Origin of the sequence: Janthinobacterium sp. BJB304, assembly GCF_002735765.1 — a bacterium.
Lineage (GTDB): Bacteria > Pseudomonadota > Gammaproteobacteria > Burkholderiales > Burkholderiaceae_D > Janthinobacterium.
The window spans coordinates 1-18,761 of sequence record NZ_PDZN01000007.1; the positions used below are offsets into that span (position 1 = coordinate 1).

The window sequence follows — 18,761 nt, forward strand, 5'->3', positions numbered from 1 at the left end:
ACCTCCCCCCTGCCCGACAGCATCCTGCTCCCTTCCCTGGCCGTATTGGGAGGGCAGATTTCCGTCAATCTGGGGGCGGCGATTGCGAAGAATCTGTTTCCTGTCATTGGCGTGGAAGGGATTACGGCGTACCGCGTGGGGTTCTCGGCGCTGATCCTGCTGGCCATCTTCCGGCCGTGGCGCTACCGGCTGACGCGCAAGGATGTGCTGAACCTGCTGATCTATGGTTCCGTGCTGGGGTTGATGAACTTGCTGATTTATCGGGCGTTTGCATTGATACCGATCGGTATTGCGGTGGCCATCGAGGTGACGGGGCCGCTGGCCGTGGCCATGCTGTCATCGCGCCGGCCGCGCGATTTGTTCGCCGTGGCCTGCGCCGTGTTCGGTTTATATTTGCTGCTGCCGCTGCAGGGCAGCCCGGGCAGCCTGGACCCTGTCGGCGTGGCGTATGCGCTGGGCGCGGCCCTGTGCTGGGCGCTGTATATCATCTTCGGCAAGCGCGCCTCGACCTTGCAGGGCGGCCAGGCCGTCGCCTGGGGTATGACGGTGGCGGCCATGGTGACGGTGCCCATCGGTGTCGCGTATTCGGGCACGGCCCTGCTGGCGCCATCGATTGCGCTGATGGGCCTGGCAATCGCCATGCTGTCCAGCGCCCTGCCGTATTCACTGGAAATCTTTGCCTTGCGCCGTTTGCCGCAAGGCGTGTTCGGCATGTTCAGCAGCGCCGCGCCCGCCGTCAGCGCGCTGGCCGCCATGGCCGTGCTGGGAGAATTGCTGAGCCTGACCCAGTGGCTGGCCATCGCCTGCATCGTGTTTGCGTCGGCCATGGCGGCGCTGGGCGCACAGGGCGGCAAGCGCTAACGGTATTGCATCCGTCGTGCGCCGCTTCCTCGCATCCGTGTCATGCTGGCGGGCAGATTTTGATGTGCGCCTGTAAAATGCGTCATCGTTTGCCACGCATTGCATGCCCGCCTCACCGATGACATCCACCTTTCTTTGTCGCCTGCTCTCCCCTCTGGCCGCTGCAGCCCTGCTGCTGGCGCCAGCAGCCGTAGCGCAGGCTGCCGCTCCCGCCCCCCTCACCGGCAATGCCGAAGCGGGCAAGGCAGCATTTCGCAAATGCGCTTCCTGCCATCAGGTGGGACCATCGGCGCGCGGCGGCTTCGGCCCCAAGCTGACGGGCGTGATCGGCCGCAAGGCCGGCGCCACCACCGACTACAAATACTCGGCGGCCATGAAAAACGCGAATATTGTCTGGACCGAGCAAAACCTGGCCGCCTTCCTCAAGGCGCCCAGCGATTTCATTCCCGGAAACAACATGCGCTTCTGGGGCATCGGCAATGCGCAGCAAGTGGCCGACTTGCTGGCCTACCTGCGCACGCAGCAAGCCGTCCCATAACGCATGCATTGACAGCCGGACACCGCATCCAGCTCATGACGCCAGCTCAAGCCTCCAGCGCTTGCAGCACGCCCTTGCGCTTCTTGTGTGCCGCCTCATAAGCGCGCAGCCGCTTGCGCTGGACAGCGGACAGGCCGTCCAGCTTGCCGCGGATCTGCGCCACCGTCAGTTGCTGGTAGCCGGCGATGGGCAAGTCAGGCGGTAACGCCTCCGGGGCAGCGCCGCCGGCTTTTTTCCGCTCCTGCGCTTGCCTGGTTTCACCCGACTGCGCCCTTTGCTTGTTCACGATGCGCGCCGCGACCTCTTCCTCGCGGCCCGGGTAACGACCTTCCTGCTTGAAATCGCGTTCCAGCTTCTTGAATTCGCGTTCGCGCTTGGGGCTTGCACCAACAGGCATGTATCCTCCCATCTAGGATTTGGCCGGGAACTTGCGCAGGCACAGGTAAATGGAATACAGCGCCGCCAGCCCCACCAGCACGTACACGCCGCGCGAAGCCGCCGTCATGGCACCGAGGATGCGGGCCACGATGTCGATATCGAACAGGCCCACCAGCGCCCAGTTCAAGCCGCCCACGATCAAGAGGATCATGGAGATCCAGTCGACCACGTTCAAGCGCTTTTCCGACATTTCCTGTTTTGCCGCACCGTCCGATCCTGCCTGGATATTCGCCATATCAGCCTCCTGTAAGAAGAAAGGACCCGCCGCCGGGTCTATCAAAGAACAGTGTAGGCGCGGCACCGGCACACGCCAGTCGGACGATGCCGGGTATCGACGTAGGACGGGTCTGTAATAAGGCAGGTGATTTTATCTGGCAACAAGCCAGCTCACGGTGGGGGCCAACGGCATCGTGGGCTGTCTTCCGATGCCTGAGTTCCCCTTGCCAGGTCATTGCTCCAGTTGCTTGTACATGATGGTGGTGGCGTCCAGCCGGTCGCCGGCAGGCGCCAGCGCATAGGCGGGGATGCTGCCCGCCACCACGTAACCGAGCGACAAATACAGCGGTTCGGCATGGTCGCCGCTGCGCGTGTCCAGGGTCAGCAGGCTGCACGGCAGCTGCCGCGCCTGTTCTTCCAGCGCCCGCATCAGCTGGCGGGCGATGCCGTGGCGGCGGAAAGCGGGCGCGACCAGCAGCTTGCGCACTTCGGCCCGGTGCGCCTGGTTGGGATTGGTATCCCAGTCCAGCTGCACGGCACCGGCCACCTTGCCTTCCACTTCGGCCACCAGCAGCAGGCGCACGCCGCGCGTCACGGCGGGCACCACGTTATCCGTCCAGAACGCCTGGCTGGCCGCCGTATCAAACGGCAGGATAAAACCGATGCTGGCGCCGTCGTGCACGCAGTCTTGCAGCAAGGTGCCCAGTTCCGGCAGGCGTACAAGAATATCGGCGGAAGAAAAATGGCGTAGCGATGCGAGCATGGTGACCTCAGACAAGAAAGAGAAAATAGCGGGCGCCGCTGTCCGGCGGGGTCGTAAACGCGCTGGCGCCGTGCAACTGGTAGCGCAGGCAATCGCCGGGAAGCAAAGCGTGGGAGCGGCCGTCGACCGTCACGTTGAGCTTGCCCTCCTGCAGCAGCAGATGGTGTTCCATGCCGGGCCGGGGCGAGGCGGCATAGCTGATCGTCACGTCCGCGCCGAGCTCGCATTCGAGCGCTTCGCCGGCCAGCGCGCGCGACGGGGGCGAGACGGAACGGCGGACAAAGCCCGTGTCCGCGTCCGTCCACACGCTTTGCTCAGCCCGCCGCAGCAGGGGCGGAAAATCGTCCTCGACCATGCGCAGCAGGCGCGACATGGCCAGGCCATACGCGGCGCACAGCTTGCCCAGCACGGCTGTCGTCGGGCTGACTTCGCCATTTTCCAGGCGCGACAGGGTGGCGCGGCTGACCTGGCTGGCACTGGCCAGCTGGTCCAGCGACCAGCTCCGCTCCACGCGCAACTGTTTTAATCGCGCGGCCAGGCGCTGTTCCGTCTCGTTATCTGTGAGCGTTGAATTTTCCATATGTGGGAATTTATCCCTTATATGGAAAACAGTCAAGCCATGCGCGACGCGTGGCGGCACAGTTCCAAAAATCCTGTCAAACGGGGCGAGAGGATCTTTTTGGCTTGGCGGATCAGATAGAAATTGCGCTCCAGGGGCGGCAGCATGGTTTCCAGCTCGACCAGTTGGCCGCTGGCCAGCAAATCGGCCACGACGACCCGCGACAGGCAGGCGATGCCGAGACCGGCCGCCGCGCCATATTTGATGGCTTCCGAGTTGCTGAATTCGCCTGCGGCGCGCAGATAATGCAGATACGGCACCAGCGCCTGCTCCACGGCTTCGCGCGTGCCCGAGCCCGCCTCGCGCAGCAGCCAGCCCGCCTGGTTCAGCTCCGCAAAGCTGAGCAAATGGCGCAGCTGCGCCAGCGGGTGCGTGGGCGCGGCCACGATCAGCATCTGGTCCGTCAGCCACGGTTCCACCAGCAGGCCCGCCTCATGGCACGGCCCTTCGATCAGGCCGATATCGACACGGAACTCCGCCACGGCGGCGGCGATGTCGGCCGTGTTGGCAATCGTCACCTGCGGGATGCTGCGCCCGTACTGCTGCGCCGCCTGGGCCAGGATCTGCGGCAACAGATAGATGCCTATCGTCGTGCTGGCGCCGATCTGCAGGCTGACGGGCACGGACGGGTCGGCGCCCGCGAACTGGCGCTCGATGCTGGCGGCCGCGTCGCGCATCTGCCGCGCCTGCGGCAACAGCAGGCGGCCATTGTCGTTGAGCAGCAATCGCTTGCCCACGCGGTCGAACAGTTGCGCGCCCAACAAGGTTTCCAGCTCGTTCAGGGCCGCGCTGGTGGCCGATTGCGACAGCGCAATCAGTTCGCCAGCCGCGCTGGTGCTGCCCGTGTCCGCCACGGCCAGGAAGATCTGCAGTTGCCGCAACGTAAGCGCCATCCAATATACTCACTCAATAGGTTAAACATACAAAAACAATCCGTTTTACCACTTATTCAGCGAACTGTACAGTCGTGCCATACGAACCAAGAACCATGGAGTACGGCATGTCTTCCCTCTCAACAAGCAACACAACAAGTTTCAGCGACCGCTATGGCCGCCTCCTGCCCGGCCTGCTGCTGAGCGGCATGATCGCCTGGGGCGCCATTGCGCTGGGCAAGCTGGAATGGATGCAAAGCCACGGCATGAGCGCCCTGACCCTGGCCATCATGCTGGGCATTGTGCTGGGCAACAGCGTCTATGGTGGCCTGGCGCCCACCTGCGGCGCGGGCGTAGCGTTTTCCAAGCAGACGTTATTGCGTCTTGGCATCATCCTCTACGGCTTCCGTTTGACGTTCCAGGATATCGGCCAGGTGGGCCTGGCGGGCATCGCCATCGACGCGCTGGTGCTGGCGTCCACGTTTGGCCTGGCCATGTTCCTCGGCACCAAGGTGTTCAAGCTGGAACGCAACAGCGCCATTCTGATCGGCGCGGGCAGCTCGATCTGCGGCGCGGCGGCCGTGATGGCGACGGAACCCGTCGTCAAGGGGCGCAGCGAAGACGTCACTGTCGCCGTCTCCACCGTCGTGGTGTTCGGCACCATCGCCATCTTTTTGTACCCCGTGCTGTATCAGCTGAACCTGGGCTGGCAAGTGCTGGGCGCCACGCCCACGGCCTTCGGCGTGTACATCGGTTCGACCGTGCATGAGGTAGCGCAAGTGGTAGCGGCCGGCAAGTCGATCGGGCAAGAGGCGGCGAATGCGGCCGTGATCGCCAAGATGGTGCGCGTGATGATGCTGGCGCCGTTCCTCGTCATCCTGTCGGCCGTGCTGGCGCGCGGCAAGGCCAAAGATGGCAGCCACGACAAGGCGGCCAAGCTGGCCATCCCCTGGTTCGCCTTCATTTTTATTGCCGTGGTGGCCTTCAATTCGCTGGGCCTGTTGCCAGCCAGCATGGTCACCACCATCACCGACATCGACACGGCCCTGCTGGCCATGGCCATGGCGGCCCTGGGCTTGACGACGCATATGTCGGCCATCCGCCGCGCCGGCATCAAGCCCCTGTTGCTGGCCGGCCTGCTGTTCTGCTGGCTGATCGCCGGCGGCGCCGCCATCAACCATGTGGTGGCGGGCCTGTTTGCCTGAGAGTTAATCTGATACCAGCCGGGGCCGCCGGCGCGGGAGCCGAAAACTTCGTACAATAGACGTGTTTTGACTCCCCAATCCGGCTTCGGCCCCACCCAGGAACACCCATGCACCTCTCGAACTGGCTGCTTTTCTGCAGCGTCGCCCTGCTCGTCACGTTTTCTCCCGGCCCGGCCGTCTTGCTGGCCATCTCGAATGCCATCGCCGTCGGCCCGCGCCGCGCGATGATCAGCAGCATGGGCAATGGTTTTGGCTTGTTCATCATTTCCGGCGTGGCCATGGCCGGCATGGGCGTCGTGCTGGCCACCTCGGCCACGGCCTTCATGCTGCTGAAACTGGCCGGCGCCCTGTATCTGGTGTTCCTGGGCATCAAGCAATGGCGCAGCAAGACCAGCGTCGTGGCCGATGCGCCCGTGGTGCAAGGCGCGGCGAATCCTAATTCGTTCTGGAGACTCTTCCGCCAGGGCTTGACGGTCGCGCTGACCAATCCGAAAGCCATTTTGTTCTTCTCGGCCCTGTTTCCGCAATTCATCACGCCGGGCGAGCCGGTGGCCATCCAGTTCACCGTGCTGACGACCTCGTTCGTCGCCTGCGCCATGCTGGCCCACTTGTTTTACGCCAACCTGGCGCGCCTGCTGAAAACCCAGCTGGCAACGCCGGGCCGCGCCAAGCTGTTCAACCGCATCACGGGCGGCGCCTTCGTGCTGCTGGGCCTGAGCCTGCTGCGCCTGCGCAGCAAGGCCGCGTAATTACTGAAGTAAAAATGTCTCGATGCTGGCCGCCAGGGCCAGCGGCGTTTCATTCATCGGATAGTGTCCCGCATTGCCCAGCACCTCCAGTCGGGCTTGCGGGTACCACGCCAGATACGTGCGGCGCATCAAGTCCGCATCAAAGCGGGGGTCGTGTTCCCCCACCAGCGCCAGCAAGGGCAGTTTCGACGCCGTTGCCTGCACTTCGCCGCTGAAATCCGTTTCGCTCCACGCGAGAAAATAGGCGGCAAACGCGGCCTGATCCGCACTTTCCCACGAATACTGCGCCTTCCAGTCCAGCCAGCTTGCAGGCAAGCGCCCGCCCGTGCTGCGATCGATGATGGCGCGCCGCGCCTGCACATCGCCGCTGGCGTCGAGAAACAGTTGCCGGGCCGTGCCTTGCAGCGCCACGCCGCAGCTGGGCACGGGCGCCACGGCCACCAGCTTGCGCAAACGCAAGGGCGCCAGCAAGGCCAGCCGTTCCAGCGCCATGCCGCCCATCGAGTGACCGACCACGCTGAACGTGGCAAAGCCCAGCGCATCGGCCAAGGCCAGCGCGTCGCGGGCGACCTCTTCCATCGAATACTCGCCCGCCGCGCCGCGCATGCCGCCATAGCCGCGATTGTCCATGAAGACATAGCTGAAGGCGTCGCCATCGAGGGCCGTTTCCATCGGCGCAAACGCGTGCGCGTCGCCAAACCAGCCGTGCAGGACGATGACGGCGTGCGGGCCATGGCCCACGCGATGATAGCTATTGTGCATACACTCTCCTGAAAAAGAGTAGATGGTAAGCGGCCAGCGAACGGCCCGCCTTCGATGCCAGGTCAAATACTGTAGAGTACGGGCCATGGATGATTTTTATACGGAAGTGCCGCGAACACTGATCGCCACGGCGCGCGACTATGCCCCCGGCGAGATATTTCCCAGCCACAGCCATGCGCGCGGGCAATTCGCGTATGCCGCGCGCGGCGTCATCAGCGTGCACACGCCGCAGGGCAACTGGCTGGTGCCGCCGCAACGCGCCTGCTGGGTACCGGCCGGACTCGTCCACGGCATGCGCATGCATGGCGCCGTGAGCATGCACAACGTGTTTATCGCCCCGGACGCCATCGCCAGCATGGATTTACCATCCGATTGCCAGGTGCTCGATGCCTCGCCGCTGCTGCGCCAGTTGCTGGCCGAAGCGGTGACCGTGGAAGCCTTGTATGTGCAGGCGTCGCGCGCCGGGCGGTTGATGGCCTTGCTGCTCGACGAAATCGCCGCTGCCAGTCCCCTGCCCCTGAGCGCGCCCCTGCCGCAGGATGCCAGGCTGGCGCGGCTGTGCATGGAATTGCTCGAACAGCCCAGCCTGGACAGCGGCCTGGACGCGATGGCGGCGCAGGCGGGCATGAGCCGGCGCACGTTTACGCGGCAATTCCGCGCCCAGACGGGGCTGGCCTTTGCCCAATGGCGCCAGCAAGCGTGCCTGCTGGCGGCCATCACGCGGCTGGCCGAGGGGCAAGCAGTCACCCGCGTGGCGCTCGATCTCGGTTATGCCAGCCCCAGCGCTTTTACGGCCGCCTTCCGCCGCGTGCTGGGCCGGGCGCCCAGCGACTATTTAGCTTAGGCAATCATGGCGGCGATGCGCTGTGCCAGCGCCTGCGCCAGTTTCTGCACATGGTAGCCATCGACAAAGCCATGGTGGGCCTGCGCGGAAAACGGTATCCGCATGCGGCCGTCCGGCTGCGCGGGGCCGAATTTGCCCCAGGTAAAGGTCGGGATGTCGGCGTCGCGGTGGCGGCAGATCGGGTGCTCGATGGCCGCCAGCTCCAGCCATGGCAGGCAGGTGATGAAAATATTATTGCGCCGTTCGCGCTCGCTTTGCCCCTCGCCCGTGTTGATCAGCGCGGTGCTCGCTTCCGCGAGGCGCTTGGCTTCCAGGCTCCGTTCGATGAAGAGATCGAGCTGGTCCGTCATGGTAAAACGCGTGTAGTTGAGGTTCTCGTCGCCGTTGATGACGGTGTAGGACGCGGGGAAATCGTCGATCTTGATCACTTCGCCCTGGCAGATGCGGTACATGAAATTATCGATGTCCCTGACCGTATTGAGCAGGCAAAACAGGAAAAAGTGAAACACGGGAATGTTCCGTTCCTTGCACCAGGGCCGGAAATCCGGCACGTCGAGCTGGAAATTGATGTTGACGAGGGGATTGTCAAACGCGCGGAACAAGTCATAGCGGTCGCGCCGCTTTTCAAAATTTTTCATGCGGCGAGTGTAGACGATGCAGGTGCTGGCGGGCAAATCACGCCGCACCAGCGCCGCTGCCCGCCAAAATCTCCCGGGCCGCCTCGGCCACGCCTTCTTCCAGCTCGGCAGCCGTTGGCGCCAGGGCGAAGCGCTGCAATTGCCCGTCCACCGCGGCAGCCAGCCCGGAGGAATGGCGCACGATGCCCAGCAGAACAACATATTTCCACTGTTCATCGTCACTGGCCAGCACCGTTTTGACATAGGGAGCCAGGCGCGGACCGATGCCGGCCAGGTAAGGCAGGAGGACGGCGGCCACGGGCCAGTTGGCGTCCTGCACCCACTCGAGAATCTGCGGCATGGCGGGACGCAGTTCTTCCCAGCGCAAGGCGGTCAGGGCTTGCGCATTGCCCGTATCGTGTTTGTCGCGCGGCAATGGCAGACTCATGCGAGGTATCCTGTCATGCGGCGCCGCCGTGCGCCAGGCCCCGCTGCACCTTCCACGCCAGCGGCAAGGTCAGCAGCAATACGGCCGCCAGCGCCAGCAAGGCCGTGGGCACGCTCGTATGGTCGCCCAGCGCGCCGAACAGCACGGGCGACAGCGCGCCGCCGCCGATGCTGCCCGTGTAGAACAGGGCAAACGCGTGCTCGCGCTTGCCCGGCTCGGCCAGTTCCGGCACCACGCCGTACAGCACGGACGAGGTGCCGTTCAGCGCCAGCCCCAGCAGGGGCAGCATGGCCATGATGCCGGCCAGCGGCAGCCACAGGGCCGCGACGATCAGCAGCGAGGTCATCGATTCCGTCAGCCACACGGTCTTCATCATGCCAATGCGCGCGCCCAGGTAGCCGCACAGCAGCTTGCCGAAGGCGCCGCCCACGAACAGCAGCGACAAGGCCATGCCGACGCCGGCCGTGCCCGCTCCCTTGCTTTTCAGCAAGAACGGTAAAAAGGTGAGAAAACCCATGCGCACGGCGCTGTCCAGGGTGCCCGTCGCCAGCAGCGCGCGAAAGCTTGCTTTGGAGCCGCTGCCAGTGACGGGTTTGACCGCTTTCTTCTGGCTAGCCTGGATCTCTTCCGGCTTCGGCAGCAGCCACCACAGCAAGCCGGCCGCCGCCAGGCCCAGCAAGCCCAGTAGCGAGACGCTCGCTTGCCAGCTGCACACCAGCAACAGCAAGCCCACCAGCGCGGGAATCAGGGTCTTGCCGATATCGCCCGCAAAATTGTAGTGCGACAACGCTTCCTTCACGCCGCCGCCCGCCTCGTGCGTGTCCGTGACGATGGACGAGGCCAGCGGATGCTGGGTGCTGGCGCCCAGGCCGCCCAGCAGCAAGGCGATCAGCAGCACGGCCAGGCCGCCCGCCTGCCCCGCGATCAGGTAGGCGATGCCGGCCAGCGCCGTGCCGCCCACCAGCATGCGCTCGCGTCCCCAGCGCTTCGCCAGCCGGCTGGCCAGCAGCTGGAAACCGGCCATCATGCCCGAGTAGGAACCGCGCAACAGGCCAACCATGGCGTAGCTGATGGCAAACTGCGCCTGCCAGATGGGCAGCAGCACATAGATGACATCCGTCAAGCCATCATGCACGGCATGCGCACTGCAGGCGGCAAACAGCGAGCGGCGGCGGATCGATTTATCGGAAGGATGTGCTTCGGGGGACAGCGTGGCAACGGACGGTTCGGTCATGACTGTGCATGCGGGAAATCAGGAGGCATCCAGCTTACACCAATTGGCAACTTCGCATCATGCGGCAGCATGGGTGAACGCAGGAAGACGCTCGCGGCCCGGCGCCATCGCGTTGACGGCGCCAGGCCCCTGCACTACTTGGCCATCGCATCCTTGGCCATGCCATCCTTTTTCATTTCATCCTTTTTCATCTCATCCTTTTTCATGCCGTCTTTCCCCATGACATCTTTTGCCATGCCATCCTTGGCCATGTGATCCTTTTTCATGTGTTTCTTGGCCATCGGCTTGTGCATGCCGTCCTTGTCCATCGCATCCTTGTGCATGGCGTCGGCCGAGGCAGGCTTGGCCATCGCGTCTTTCTGCATGGCGTCCTGGGCAAACGCGGCGCCCGACATGAGGATGGCGGAAGCGATGATGGCGGCGAAGGTGGTAATGGTGGTTTTCATGATATGTCCTTGTCTCAGTATTGGATGGGCGAGATTGCCCGGTGGTAAAACTATTGCTGTGCTACAGGGTGCTGCTTGCTGCTGAACATAAGGAAGGCCGGGAGGTGGTCAGGGCCAGGCGCATTGCCGCAGGCAGTACGACTAGTACGACAAGGCAATGCAACGCCGCCCTGGCCGGCTCCCCCGGCCTTCCTAGGAACCGCCGAACCAGTTGTAGCCCTGATTCTCCCAATACCCTCCCGGGTAGGTATTCGTGACAAAAATGGCCTGGATGTGCTTGGGGTTCTTGTAGCCCAGCTTGGTCGGCATGCGCAATTTCATCGGGTAGCCGTATTTGGGCGGCAATTCCTGGCCGTCGTACGTGAGGGCCATGATGGTTTGCGGATGCAGGGCCGTGGCCATGTCGATGCTCGTAAAATAATCGTCGGCGCACTGGAAGCCGATGTATCTGGCCGTCGTGTCGGCGCCCACCCGCTTGAGGAAGTGGGAAAACGGCACGCCGCCCCACTTGCCGATGGCGCTCCAGCCTTCCACGCAGATATGGCGCGTCACCTGCGTTTCCTGCGGCAGGGCGCGCAGCTGCGGCAGGGTCCACGGCCTCTTGTCGGCGATCAAGCCGCTCAGTTCCAGGCGCCAGGCGTCGCCATCGACCTGTTCCAGCTCATCCTCGCCGTAATACGCGTTGAAGGGAAACGGCCGCGTGATCATGGAGTCCGGATACGTGGGCGCCAGTTTGTTGGGGTCGAACAGCCAGCCCTGCACCCGGTCGTTCATGCGCGACACGGCCATCAAGGCTGTCTCGATGCTGGACGGGTCGCTGGCGTTGCAACCCGTCAGCAAGGACAGGCCGCCCAGGGTCAGGCTGCGCTGCAAAAACAGGCGGCGCGACGGCTGTTTGATCTGGCGCAAGGCGTCGGCCAGCATGGCCTGGCCCTGTTCTTGCACGAGGATGGATTTTTTCATGCTCATCTCCTTAGCGGCCGCGCAGCATGGCGACCAGGGTGCGCGGCACCAGCGCCACCATCAGCAGGTGCACGCCCACAAAGCCCGTCAGCAGCGCCATGGCGATGAAGTGAACCCTGCGCGCGCTCTCGTAGCCGCCCAGCAGTTCGCGCAAGAGGGGAAACTGCACGGATTTCCACAGCACCAGGCCGGACAGCACCAGCACGATGCAATCGAGCATGACGAACAGGTAGGCGGCGCGCTGCACCATGTTGTAGCGGCGCGGGTCCGCATGGGCCAGCTTGCCCTTCAGCGCGGCGACGAAATCGGCCAGCAGCGCTCGCGGCGACAGGGGAAAGAACTGGCGCCGCAGCCGTCCCGAAACAATATTGATGACCAGATACAGCAAGCCATTGCCCACCAGCAGCCACATGGCGGCGAAATGCCATTGCAGGGCGCCGCCCAGCCAGCCGCCCAGGGTCAGCGCGCGCGGCAGCTCAAACGGGAAGAATGGCGCCGCGTTGTAGATGCGCCAGCCGCTGGTGGCCAGCACCACGACGGCCACGGCATTGAGCCAGTGCGTCACGCGCAGCCAGGCGGGGTGGATCACGCTCGCTTGTCCGTTCATCACATCACCCCTTTCGCGCAGGATGCCGTACTGACGGCTTGCAGGATGGCGCTGCTGTCGGCCCGCTGCACGAAGGCGACCACTTGCAGCTGCTCGGGGCGCCAGCTGGCGGGCAGGCTGACTTCGCGGCGCAGCCGGGCGCGGCCTTGCGCCAGCGCAACTGGCCCCAGCCACAGGCGCACGGCCGCATCGTGATGCAGGGTGGCGCCCCGGTTTTCGCCGCGCAACACGGTCGAGACGATGCCGCTTTCGCTGATGGCGACGTATAGCTGGCCACCCGTCCGCGCGTCCGGCGCACTGGCATCGGCTTCCAGCGTTAATTTTCCACCCGGCGCCGGCGCGGCGGACAGGCGGATAGCGACGGGCGCGGCGGTCGCGTTGATGCGTCGGATGGCGGCCGGCAGCTGCGTATCCCAGCCGCGCAATTCCGTGCCGCCGACAAAGAACTGCGGCGTATAGGCCACATGGCGCGGCTGGTGGCGCAGCAGCTCGGCCTGGCGCGCATCGAATTGCGCCTGCGCCAGCGGGTCCGTCCAGCCGATCTGGTCCCAGTACGTGACGTGCAGGGCCAGCGGCACGATCAGGCTGGCCGTCCCCGCTTCCTTGCGCAAGGCGTTCAGACGCCGGTCGGCGGGCGGGCAGCTGGAGCAGCCTTCGCTGCTGTAGAGTTCCACCAGCGCCGCCGTCTGCGCACCGCTTTTGACTTCGCAGCGCCGGCTGGAAGCCATCTGCGCGGCGGCCGGCGCTACCACAGCCATGCTCAGCAAGGGTAAAAGTAGTGTTGCAAGACGGTGCTTGATGTCCATGGTCGTTAGCCGGTATATTAAAAATAAGAAGCGTGCTTGCCTGTCAATTCGCCGCACCATGCGGATTGGTTACAGCCCCCCTCAAATAATTTAAGATTTATTTTTCTCAACGCCTGTCACCAAAGGCCTGCATGCAACGAATACCAGTAAGCGAGCAGTTGCACGGCACGGAATTGCGGCTGCATGGCTTGATGCTGCGCGGCCTCGATGGCGATGCGGCGGCGTATCGAAGTTTCTTGCAGGCAAGCAGCGCCCATTTGCGCGCGTTTTTCCGGCGCCGCCTGCAGCGCTGGCCGGACGAGGTGGAAGACCTGGTGCAGGAATGTTTATTGGCCATCCACAACCAGCGCTTGACGTATGACACGGGCGTGCCGCTGACGTCGTGGATCCATGCGATCGCCCGCTACAAGATGATCGACTGGCTGCGCCGGCACGGGCGGCGCGAGGCGCAGCACTTGCCGTATGACGAAGAAGATAGCGCGCAGGAACTGTTTTCCAGCGCCGATGCCGAGGCGGCCGAGGCCAGCCGCGACCTGGGCAAGCTGCTGGCCACCTTGCCGGCGCAGCAGCGCGACGCCATCGTGCATACCAAGCTCGACGGCTGGTCCGTGCGCGACACGGCGGCGGCCATGGACATTTCGGAAGCCAGCGTCAAGGTGGCCGTGCACCGCGGCTTGAAAGCACTGGCGGCCCATTTAAGGATAGAAGGAAGCGCACCATGAAAACCGATGACTTGATCGCCATGCTGGCCAGCGGCCCCGACGTGGCCGCCGCGGCGCCGCCCGGCACGCACTGGCGCGCCGCAGGCACTTTGGGCGCCGGCCTGCTGGCCAGCGTGGCCCTGATGGCCATGCTGCTGGGCGTGCGGCCCAACCTGGAACAGCTGGCCTTGCTGCCCGACTTCTGGATCAAGGTGGGCTTTGTCGTGTGCCTGTGCCTGGCGGCCTGGCACGTCAGCCGCCGCCTGTGCCTGCCGGGCGCCGCTACCCGCGCCCTGCCCCTGCTGCTCGCCATGCCCGTGCTGCTGATGTGGGCGCTGGGCGCCATCATCGTGCAGGAAGCGCCGCCAGAACAGCGCGCCGAGCTGTTCTGGGGCGCCACCTGGCGCAGCTGCCCCCTGCTGATCGCCATGCTCTCGCTGCCCATCCTGGCCGCCGTGCTGCGCCTGATGCGCCAGCTGGCGCCCACGCGCCTGCGCCTGGCCGGCGCGGCGGCCGGGTTTGCCGCCGGCGCCATGGCTGCCCTCGTATATTGCCTGCACTGCCCGGAGCTGGCGGCCAGCTTCGTCGGCTTCTGGTACGTGCTGGGCATGCTGGTACCGACCGCCATCGGCGCGGCCATCGGCCCGAAGGTACTGGCCTGGTAAGCGAATGACATCCTTTTCGAAGCAGTGAATCCGTTTTCTTCCCCCGTGCGTATAAGCCAGGCAGCCTGCAGTTTCTTGGACTTGCCTGTCAACGCAAACACAACATCGGGAGAATCGAAATGTCATTGTCACACTCGAAAACCGCACTGGGCGCCGCCCTCCTGGGCAACCTTCTCGCCGTTTCCTTCACTTTGGCCATCGCGCCAGCCGCCTACGCTTCCAGCCACCGCGAAGCGCCGTTCATCACGCAAAACCCCAAAGTCGACGCCACCGACTTTTACATGTTCCGCAGCTATGAAGCGGGCCGCGGCGCCTACACTACCCTGGTGGCCGACTATATTCCCCTGCAGGACGCCTACGGCGGTCCGAATTACTTCGCCATGGACCCGAACGCCTTGTACGAAATCCATATCGACAACAATGGCGACGGCAAGGAAGACCTCACCTTCCAGTTCCGCTTCACCAACACCATCAAGGATGACCAGTTCACCGTCGGCGGCAAGAAAGTCTCGATTCCGCTCGTCATCAACGGCGGCGCCATCGATTCCGTCAACCCGCCGGGCCTGAACGTGCGCGAAACCTACAGCGTGACGGTGGTGCGGGGCGACCGCCGCAGCGGCACGCGCAGCAGCGTCACCAATGCCAGCGGCGGCGGCAGCGTGTTCGACAAGCCCGTCGACAATATCGGCAACAAGTCCATCCCCAACTATGCCGCGTATGCCGCGCAGCACGTCTACACGGTCAACATCCCCGGCTGCGCCACGCCGGCGCGCCTGTTCGTCGGCCAGCGCAAGGACCCGTTTGTGGTCAACCTGGGAGAAACGTTCGATTTGATTAACATCAAGGCGCCCGCCACGGAATTTGCCGCGAATGCGGAGTCCGCCGCCAGGGACGACCTGGCGCGCAAGAACGTCACGGCCCTCGAAATGGAAGTGCCGACCGCCTGCCTGACGGCGGGCCTGGAGCCCGTCATCGGCGGCTGGACCACGGCCAGCCTGCGCCAGGGACGCCTGCTGAACCCGGCACCGGGCGCCATTCCGGCGTCGAAGGAAGGCGGCGCCTGGGTGCAAGTGTCGCGGCTAGGCATGCCGCTGGTAAATGAAGTGGTGATCGGCCTGAAGGACAAGGACCGCTTCAACGCCAGCAAGCCGTCGGGCGATGCGCAATTTGCCGACTACGTGAAAAATCCCACCGTGCCCGCCCTGGTGGAAGTGCTGTTCGGCTCGGCAGGCGCCAAGGCGCCCACCAACTTCCCCCGCAACGACCTCGTGGCCACCTTCTTGACGGGCATCAAGGGCGTGAACCAGCCCGTCACCGTGACGGCATCGGAAATGCTGCGCCTGAACACCTCGATCGCACCCACCGCCGTAGGATCGCAAAAACGCCTGGGCGTGATCGATGGCGACAACGCAGGCTTCCCGAACGGACGCCGTCCCGGCGACGACGTGGTCGACGTGGTGCTGCGCGTGGCCATGGGCAAGCTGTGCACCTTGAACATCGGCTGCGCTCCGGCCGACGCGCCCGCTGGCGGCCTGCACTTCACGGACGGCGCCTTCCTCGATGAAACCTACTTCACGGCAGGCTTTCCCTACCTGAAAAACCCCATCGCCGGTTCGCCGCAGATGTAAGCCAACGAGGAGAATGCGATGAAAAAGCTCCATGCACTCAGCGCCCTGGCGCTCACGGCCCTGCTGGCAGGCTGCGGTGGCGGCGGCGATAACGGCAGCGGCGGCACCACGCCGCCCCCCGTGACCATGCTCGACGCCTTCTATACGGCCGTCAGCAACGTCATCGCGAACACCGGCGATGACAAGGAAGACATCGCCATCGACGCCATCATGGCGACGTCGCCGGAAGACACGGAAGCGGTGCCGCTGTAAGGCCCTTGCGGGCGCCGGGGAGTCCGCTCTCCGGTGCCCGCATCAATGACTGTTGATGGCATCCATGATGAAAACACCGATTTCCCTGCTGTGCGCCTGCCTGCCCCTGCTGGCCCAAGCCGCGCCCTACACGCCGAAAGATGGCGGCGCCGTCATCGAACAGCTGCCGCGCCGCGCCGACGCCACGCAGAGCGAGCTGCGCGGCCTGCGCCAGCAATTGAATGCCACGCCGCAAGACATGCCCCTGGCGGCAAGCCTGGCGCAGCGCTACATCGCCCTGGCGCGCAGCGAAACGGACCCGCGCTACCTCGGTTACGCGCAGGCGGCCTTGGCGCCCTGGTGGCGGCAGGCGGCACCGCCCCTGCCCGTGCGCCTGCTGCGCGCTACCATATTGCAAAGCACCCACAAGTTCGGTCTCGCCCTGCAAGACCTCGACGCCGTCATCGCGCAGCAGCCGCACAACGCCCAGGCCTGGCTGACGCGCGCCACCGTCCTGACCGTGCAGGGCGACTACAAGCAAGCCACGGCGGCCTGCGCGCGCCTGTCAGCGCTTTCCACGCAGCTGGTCACCGTCACCTGCCTTGCCAATATCGCCAGCGTCACGGGTCGCGCCGCCGCCAGCGAGCGCTTGCTGGACCTGACCTTGCAAAGGAGCGCCGGCGCGGCGCCCGAGCTGGAAAGCTGGGCCGCCACCCTGCTGGCGGAAATGGCCACGCGGCGCGGAGATTCAACGCTGGCCGAGGCGCGCTACACCAAGGCACTGGCGCAGCAGCCGCGCGACAGCTATCTGCTGGGCGCCTACGCGGATTTCCTGCTCGACCGGCAGCGTCCGCAGGACGTCGTCAAGTTACTCAAAGACCAGCAGCGCATCGACGCCCTGCTGCTGCGTTATGCGCTGGCCCTGCAATCGCTGCCCGGCCGGCAGACGGCATTCCAGGCGGCCAAGGCCGAGCTGGCGGCCCGCTTCAATGCGGCCATGCAGCGGGGCGATACCGTGCACCAGCGCGAGCAAGCCCGTTTCGCCCTGTTCTTGCAACAGGATGTGCCGTCCGCGCTGCAACTGGCGCAGACAAACTGGGCCATCCAGAAGGAAGTACCCGACATGCGCATCGTGCTCGAAGCGGCCCTGGCCGCGCGCAATGACGGCGCCGCGCAGCCGGTGCTGGCCTGGATCGCCGCCAACGGCGTGGAAGACGTGACTCTGCAGCGGCTTGCCAGGCAGCTGGGCCCGCAGGATGGGCAAAAAGTCAGTATTATCAGGAAAGCGGGGCTACTATGAGGTGTGCTGTAAAGCGCTGCCTGTTCATCCTGCTCCTGAGCGCATGGCTGGCCCCCGCGCAGGCGCACAAGCCCAGCGACAGCTATCTGAGCCTGGCCGTGCACGGCCAGCAGATCGAGGGGCAATGGGATATTGCCCTGCGCGACCTCGATTTTGCCATCGGCCTCGATGGCAACGGCGACGGCGCCCTGACCTGGGATGAAATCCGCGCGCGCCATGCGGCCATTGCCGCCTACGCGCTGCAGCGCCTGCAGGTGGCCAGCGACCGGGGCGCCTGCCCCCTGCAAGCCGCCGGGCAGCTGATCGACAACCACACGGACGGCGCCTACAACGTGCTGCGCTTCCAGGCCACTTGCCCGGGCGGCGCTGCGCCAGCCAGTCTCACCATTGGCTATACGCTGTTCGCCGACCTCGACCCGCAGCACAAGGGGCTGCTCAAGATCGATAGCGGCGGCGCCACGCAAACGGCCATCTTCGACCCGGACAGCCCACGCCAGACCATTTCGCTGGCCGCGCCCGACCGCCTGGCGCAGTTCGGCGCCTACGTCAGACACGGCATCTGGCATATCTGGATCGGCTACGACCATATCCTGTTTTTGCTGTCGCTGCTGCTGCCGGCCGTGCTGCTGCCGGGCTTGCGCGAACAGCAGCAGGGTCTGAAGGCGGCCTTCCTTGACGTGCTGAAAGTCGTCACGGCGTTCACGCTCGCCCATTCCATCACCCTGAGCCTGGCCAGTCTGTCGCTCGTATCGCTGCCTTCGCGCTGGGTGGAGTCGGCGATTGCCGCTTCCGTCATTCTGGCCGCGCTGAACAACCTGCTGCCGCTGTTCCGCGGCAAGCGCCCCGTGGCCGCCTTCGCCTTTGGCCTGATCCACGGCTTCGGCTTTGCCAGCGTGCTGCGCGACCTGGGCTTGCCCCAAGGCTCGCTGCTGGCCAGCCTGCTGGGCTTCAACGTGGGCGTGGAAATCGGCCAGCTGGCCATCGTCGCCGCCTTCTTGCCCCTCGCCTGGCTGCTGCGCAAGACCTGGCTGTACCGGCAGGTGCTGACCGTGGGATCGCTGGTGATTGCCCTGGTGGCGTGCGTGTGGCTGGTCGAGCGGGTGGCCGATATCAGGCTGATCCCGGCCTGATGCCGGCTCGCTAGCGTTGCTGGCCCGCCACTGCCGGGCCACAAGTCGCGGCAATCGGGCTACAATACGAACAATTCTCAATCGCATCAAGGCCTGTCTGTCCTGTGGACCGTGGCAT

The 18,761-nt window shown here is 64.8% G+C and carries 24 protein-coding genes; 11 read left to right on the forward strand and 13 right to left on the reverse strand.

The window, feature by feature from the left end; all coding sequences use genetic code 11:
• Window positions 1-9 precede the first annotated feature (9 nt).
• Window positions 10-861, forward strand: coding sequence for an EamA family transporter (locus tag CSQ95_RS09860; protein ID WP_180279025.1), 852 nt, complete (start codon window positions 10-12; stop codon window positions 859-861).
• Between the two features lie 103 nt (window positions 862-964).
• Window positions 965-1,399: a cytochrome c family protein gene (locus CSQ95_RS09865; RefSeq protein ID WP_256267167.1), complete on the forward strand. Its 435-nt coding sequence runs from the start codon at window positions 965-967 to the stop codon at window positions 1,397-1,399.
• 46 nt (window positions 1,400-1,445) lie between these two features.
• On the opposite strand, the gene CSQ95_RS09870 is transcribed toward CSQ95_RS09865, so the two are convergent.
• From CSQ95_RS09870 to CSQ95_RS09890, 5 genes are all read right to left on the reverse strand, one after another.
• Window positions 1,446-1,796, reverse strand: coding sequence for a hypothetical protein (locus CSQ95_RS09870; RefSeq protein ID WP_099409348.1), 351 nt, complete (start codon window positions 1,794-1,796; stop codon window positions 1,446-1,448).
• Between the two features lie 12 nt (window positions 1,797-1,808).
• Window positions 1,809-2,072, reverse strand: a complete 264-nt coding sequence (locus CSQ95_RS09875) for a DUF378 domain-containing protein (RefSeq protein ID WP_083287209.1) — start codon at window positions 2,070-2,072, stop codon at window positions 1,809-1,811.
• Between the two features lie 213 nt (window positions 2,073-2,285).
• On the reverse strand, window positions 2,286-2,816 hold the full coding sequence (locus tag CSQ95_RS09880; protein ID WP_099409349.1) for a GNAT family N-acetyltransferase: 531 nt from the start codon (window positions 2,814-2,816) through the stop codon (window positions 2,286-2,288).
• Between the two features lie 7 nt (window positions 2,817-2,823).
• Entirely contained in the window at window positions 2,824-3,396 is a 573-nt protein-coding gene (locus CSQ95_RS09885; protein ID WP_099409350.1) for a helix-turn-helix domain-containing protein, read from the reverse strand.
• A gap of 32 nt (window positions 3,397-3,428) precedes the next feature.
• Window positions 3,429-4,328 (reverse strand): LysR family transcriptional regulator, encoded by a 900-nt coding sequence (locus CSQ95_RS09890; RefSeq protein WP_099409351.1) that lies wholly within the window; start codon window positions 4,326-4,328, stop codon window positions 3,429-3,431.
• 107 nt (window positions 4,329-4,435) lie between these two features.
• Here CSQ95_RS09890 and CSQ95_RS09895 point away from each other — a divergent pair, with 107 nt between their 5' ends.
• Together CSQ95_RS09895 and CSQ95_RS09900 are read left to right on the forward strand one after the other, a co-directional pair.
• Complete coding sequence (locus CSQ95_RS09895) at window positions 4,436-5,512, forward strand: YeiH family protein (protein ID WP_257218008.1); 1,077 nt, start codon at window positions 4,436-4,438, stop codon at window positions 5,510-5,512.
• Window positions 5,513-5,619: 107 nt separating this feature from the next.
• The gene (locus CSQ95_RS09900; protein WP_070310603.1) at window positions 5,620-6,261 is read left to right on the forward strand and encodes a LysE family translocator; all 642 of its coding nucleotides are present in this window, start codon (window positions 5,620-5,622) and stop codon (window positions 6,259-6,261) included.
• Here the strand turns inward: CSQ95_RS09900 and CSQ95_RS09905 are convergent, their stop codons facing one another.
• Entirely contained in the window at window positions 6,262-7,023 is a 762-nt protein-coding gene (locus tag CSQ95_RS09905; RefSeq protein ID WP_099409353.1) for an alpha/beta fold hydrolase, read from the reverse strand.
• Window positions 7,024-7,108: 85 nt separating this feature from the next.
• Between CSQ95_RS09905 and CSQ95_RS09910 the strand changes: the two genes are divergently transcribed.
• Window positions 7,109-7,867: a helix-turn-helix domain-containing protein gene (locus tag CSQ95_RS09910; RefSeq protein ID WP_218963596.1), complete on the forward strand. Its 759-nt coding sequence runs from the start codon at window positions 7,109-7,111 to the stop codon at window positions 7,865-7,867.
• Here CSQ95_RS09910 and CSQ95_RS09915 read toward each other — a convergent pair.
• The 7 genes from CSQ95_RS09915 to CSQ95_RS09945 form a co-directional block, all read right to left on the reverse strand.
• Window positions 7,864-8,505 (reverse strand): CatA-like O-acetyltransferase, encoded by a 642-nt coding sequence (locus tag CSQ95_RS09915; RefSeq protein WP_099409537.1) that lies wholly within the window; start codon window positions 8,503-8,505, stop codon window positions 7,864-7,866. The two genes, CSQ95_RS09910 and CSQ95_RS09915, sit on opposite strands and share 4 nt — an antisense overlap.
• A gap of 37 nt (window positions 8,506-8,542) precedes the next feature.
• A complete protein-coding gene (locus CSQ95_RS09920; RefSeq protein WP_099409355.1) occupies window positions 8,543-8,932 on the reverse strand; it encodes a DUF5071 domain-containing protein in 390 nt (129 codons plus the stop codon).
• 13 nt (window positions 8,933-8,945) lie between these two features.
• The gene (locus CSQ95_RS09925) at window positions 8,946-10,166 is read right to left on the reverse strand and encodes an MFS transporter (protein WP_099409356.1); all 1,221 of its coding nucleotides are present in this window, start codon (window positions 10,164-10,166) and stop codon (window positions 8,946-8,948) included.
• 134 nt (window positions 10,167-10,300) lie between these two features.
• Window positions 10,301-10,612, reverse strand: a complete 312-nt coding sequence (locus tag CSQ95_RS09930; RefSeq protein ID WP_099409357.1) for a pentapeptide MXKDX repeat protein — start codon at window positions 10,610-10,612, stop codon at window positions 10,301-10,303.
• 192 nt (window positions 10,613-10,804) lie between these two features.
• Window positions 10,805-11,581 carry a molybdopterin-dependent oxidoreductase gene (locus tag CSQ95_RS09935; RefSeq protein WP_099409358.1) on the reverse strand — a complete coding sequence of 259 codons (777 nt, stop codon included), beginning with the start codon at window positions 11,579-11,581 and terminating at the stop codon, window positions 10,805-10,807.
• Window positions 11,582-11,585: 4 nt separating this feature from the next.
• Window positions 11,586-12,182, reverse strand: a complete 597-nt coding sequence (locus CSQ95_RS09940; protein WP_099409359.1) for a cytochrome b/b6 domain-containing protein — start codon at window positions 12,180-12,182, stop codon at window positions 11,586-11,588.
• The gene (locus tag CSQ95_RS09945) at window positions 12,182-12,988 is read right to left on the reverse strand and encodes a DUF1223 domain-containing protein (protein WP_099409360.1); all 807 of its coding nucleotides are present in this window, start codon (window positions 12,986-12,988) and stop codon (window positions 12,182-12,184) included. Before CSQ95_RS09945 ends, CSQ95_RS09940 begins: the two co-directional genes overlap by 1 nt.
• A gap of 131 nt (window positions 12,989-13,119) precedes the next feature.
• Here CSQ95_RS09945 and CSQ95_RS09950 point away from each other — a divergent pair, with 131 nt between their 5' ends.
• From CSQ95_RS09950 to CSQ95_RS09975, 6 genes are all read left to right on the forward strand, one after another.
• Window positions 13,120-13,710, forward strand: coding sequence for a sigma-70 family RNA polymerase sigma factor (locus tag CSQ95_RS09950; protein WP_099409361.1), 591 nt, complete (start codon window positions 13,120-13,122; stop codon window positions 13,708-13,710).
• A complete protein-coding gene (locus tag CSQ95_RS09955; RefSeq protein WP_099409362.1) occupies window positions 13,707-14,354 on the forward strand; it encodes an NrsF family protein in 648 nt (215 codons plus the stop codon). Before CSQ95_RS09950 ends, CSQ95_RS09955 begins: the two co-directional genes overlap by 4 nt.
• Before the next feature lie 119 nt (window positions 14,355-14,473).
• Window positions 14,474-15,982, forward strand: a complete 1,509-nt coding sequence (locus CSQ95_RS09960; RefSeq protein ID WP_099409363.1) for a DUF4331 domain-containing protein — start codon at window positions 14,474-14,476, stop codon at window positions 15,980-15,982.
• 18 nt (window positions 15,983-16,000) lie between these two features.
• Window positions 16,001-16,234 carry a hypothetical protein gene (locus tag CSQ95_RS09965; protein WP_099409364.1) on the forward strand — a complete coding sequence of 78 codons (234 nt, stop codon included), beginning with the start codon at window positions 16,001-16,003 and terminating at the stop codon, window positions 16,232-16,234.
• A 64-nt stretch (window positions 16,235-16,298) separates the two neighbouring features.
• On the forward strand, window positions 16,299-17,513 hold the full coding sequence (locus CSQ95_RS09970; protein ID WP_099409365.1) for a hypothetical protein: 1,215 nt from the start codon (window positions 16,299-16,301) through the stop codon (window positions 17,511-17,513).
• Complete coding sequence (locus tag CSQ95_RS09975) at window positions 17,510-18,643, forward strand: HupE/UreJ family protein (RefSeq protein WP_099409366.1); 1,134 nt, start codon at window positions 17,510-17,512, stop codon at window positions 18,641-18,643. Before CSQ95_RS09970 ends, CSQ95_RS09975 begins: the two co-directional genes overlap by 4 nt.
• The last annotated feature ends 118 nt before the right edge of the window (window positions 18,644-18,761 follow it).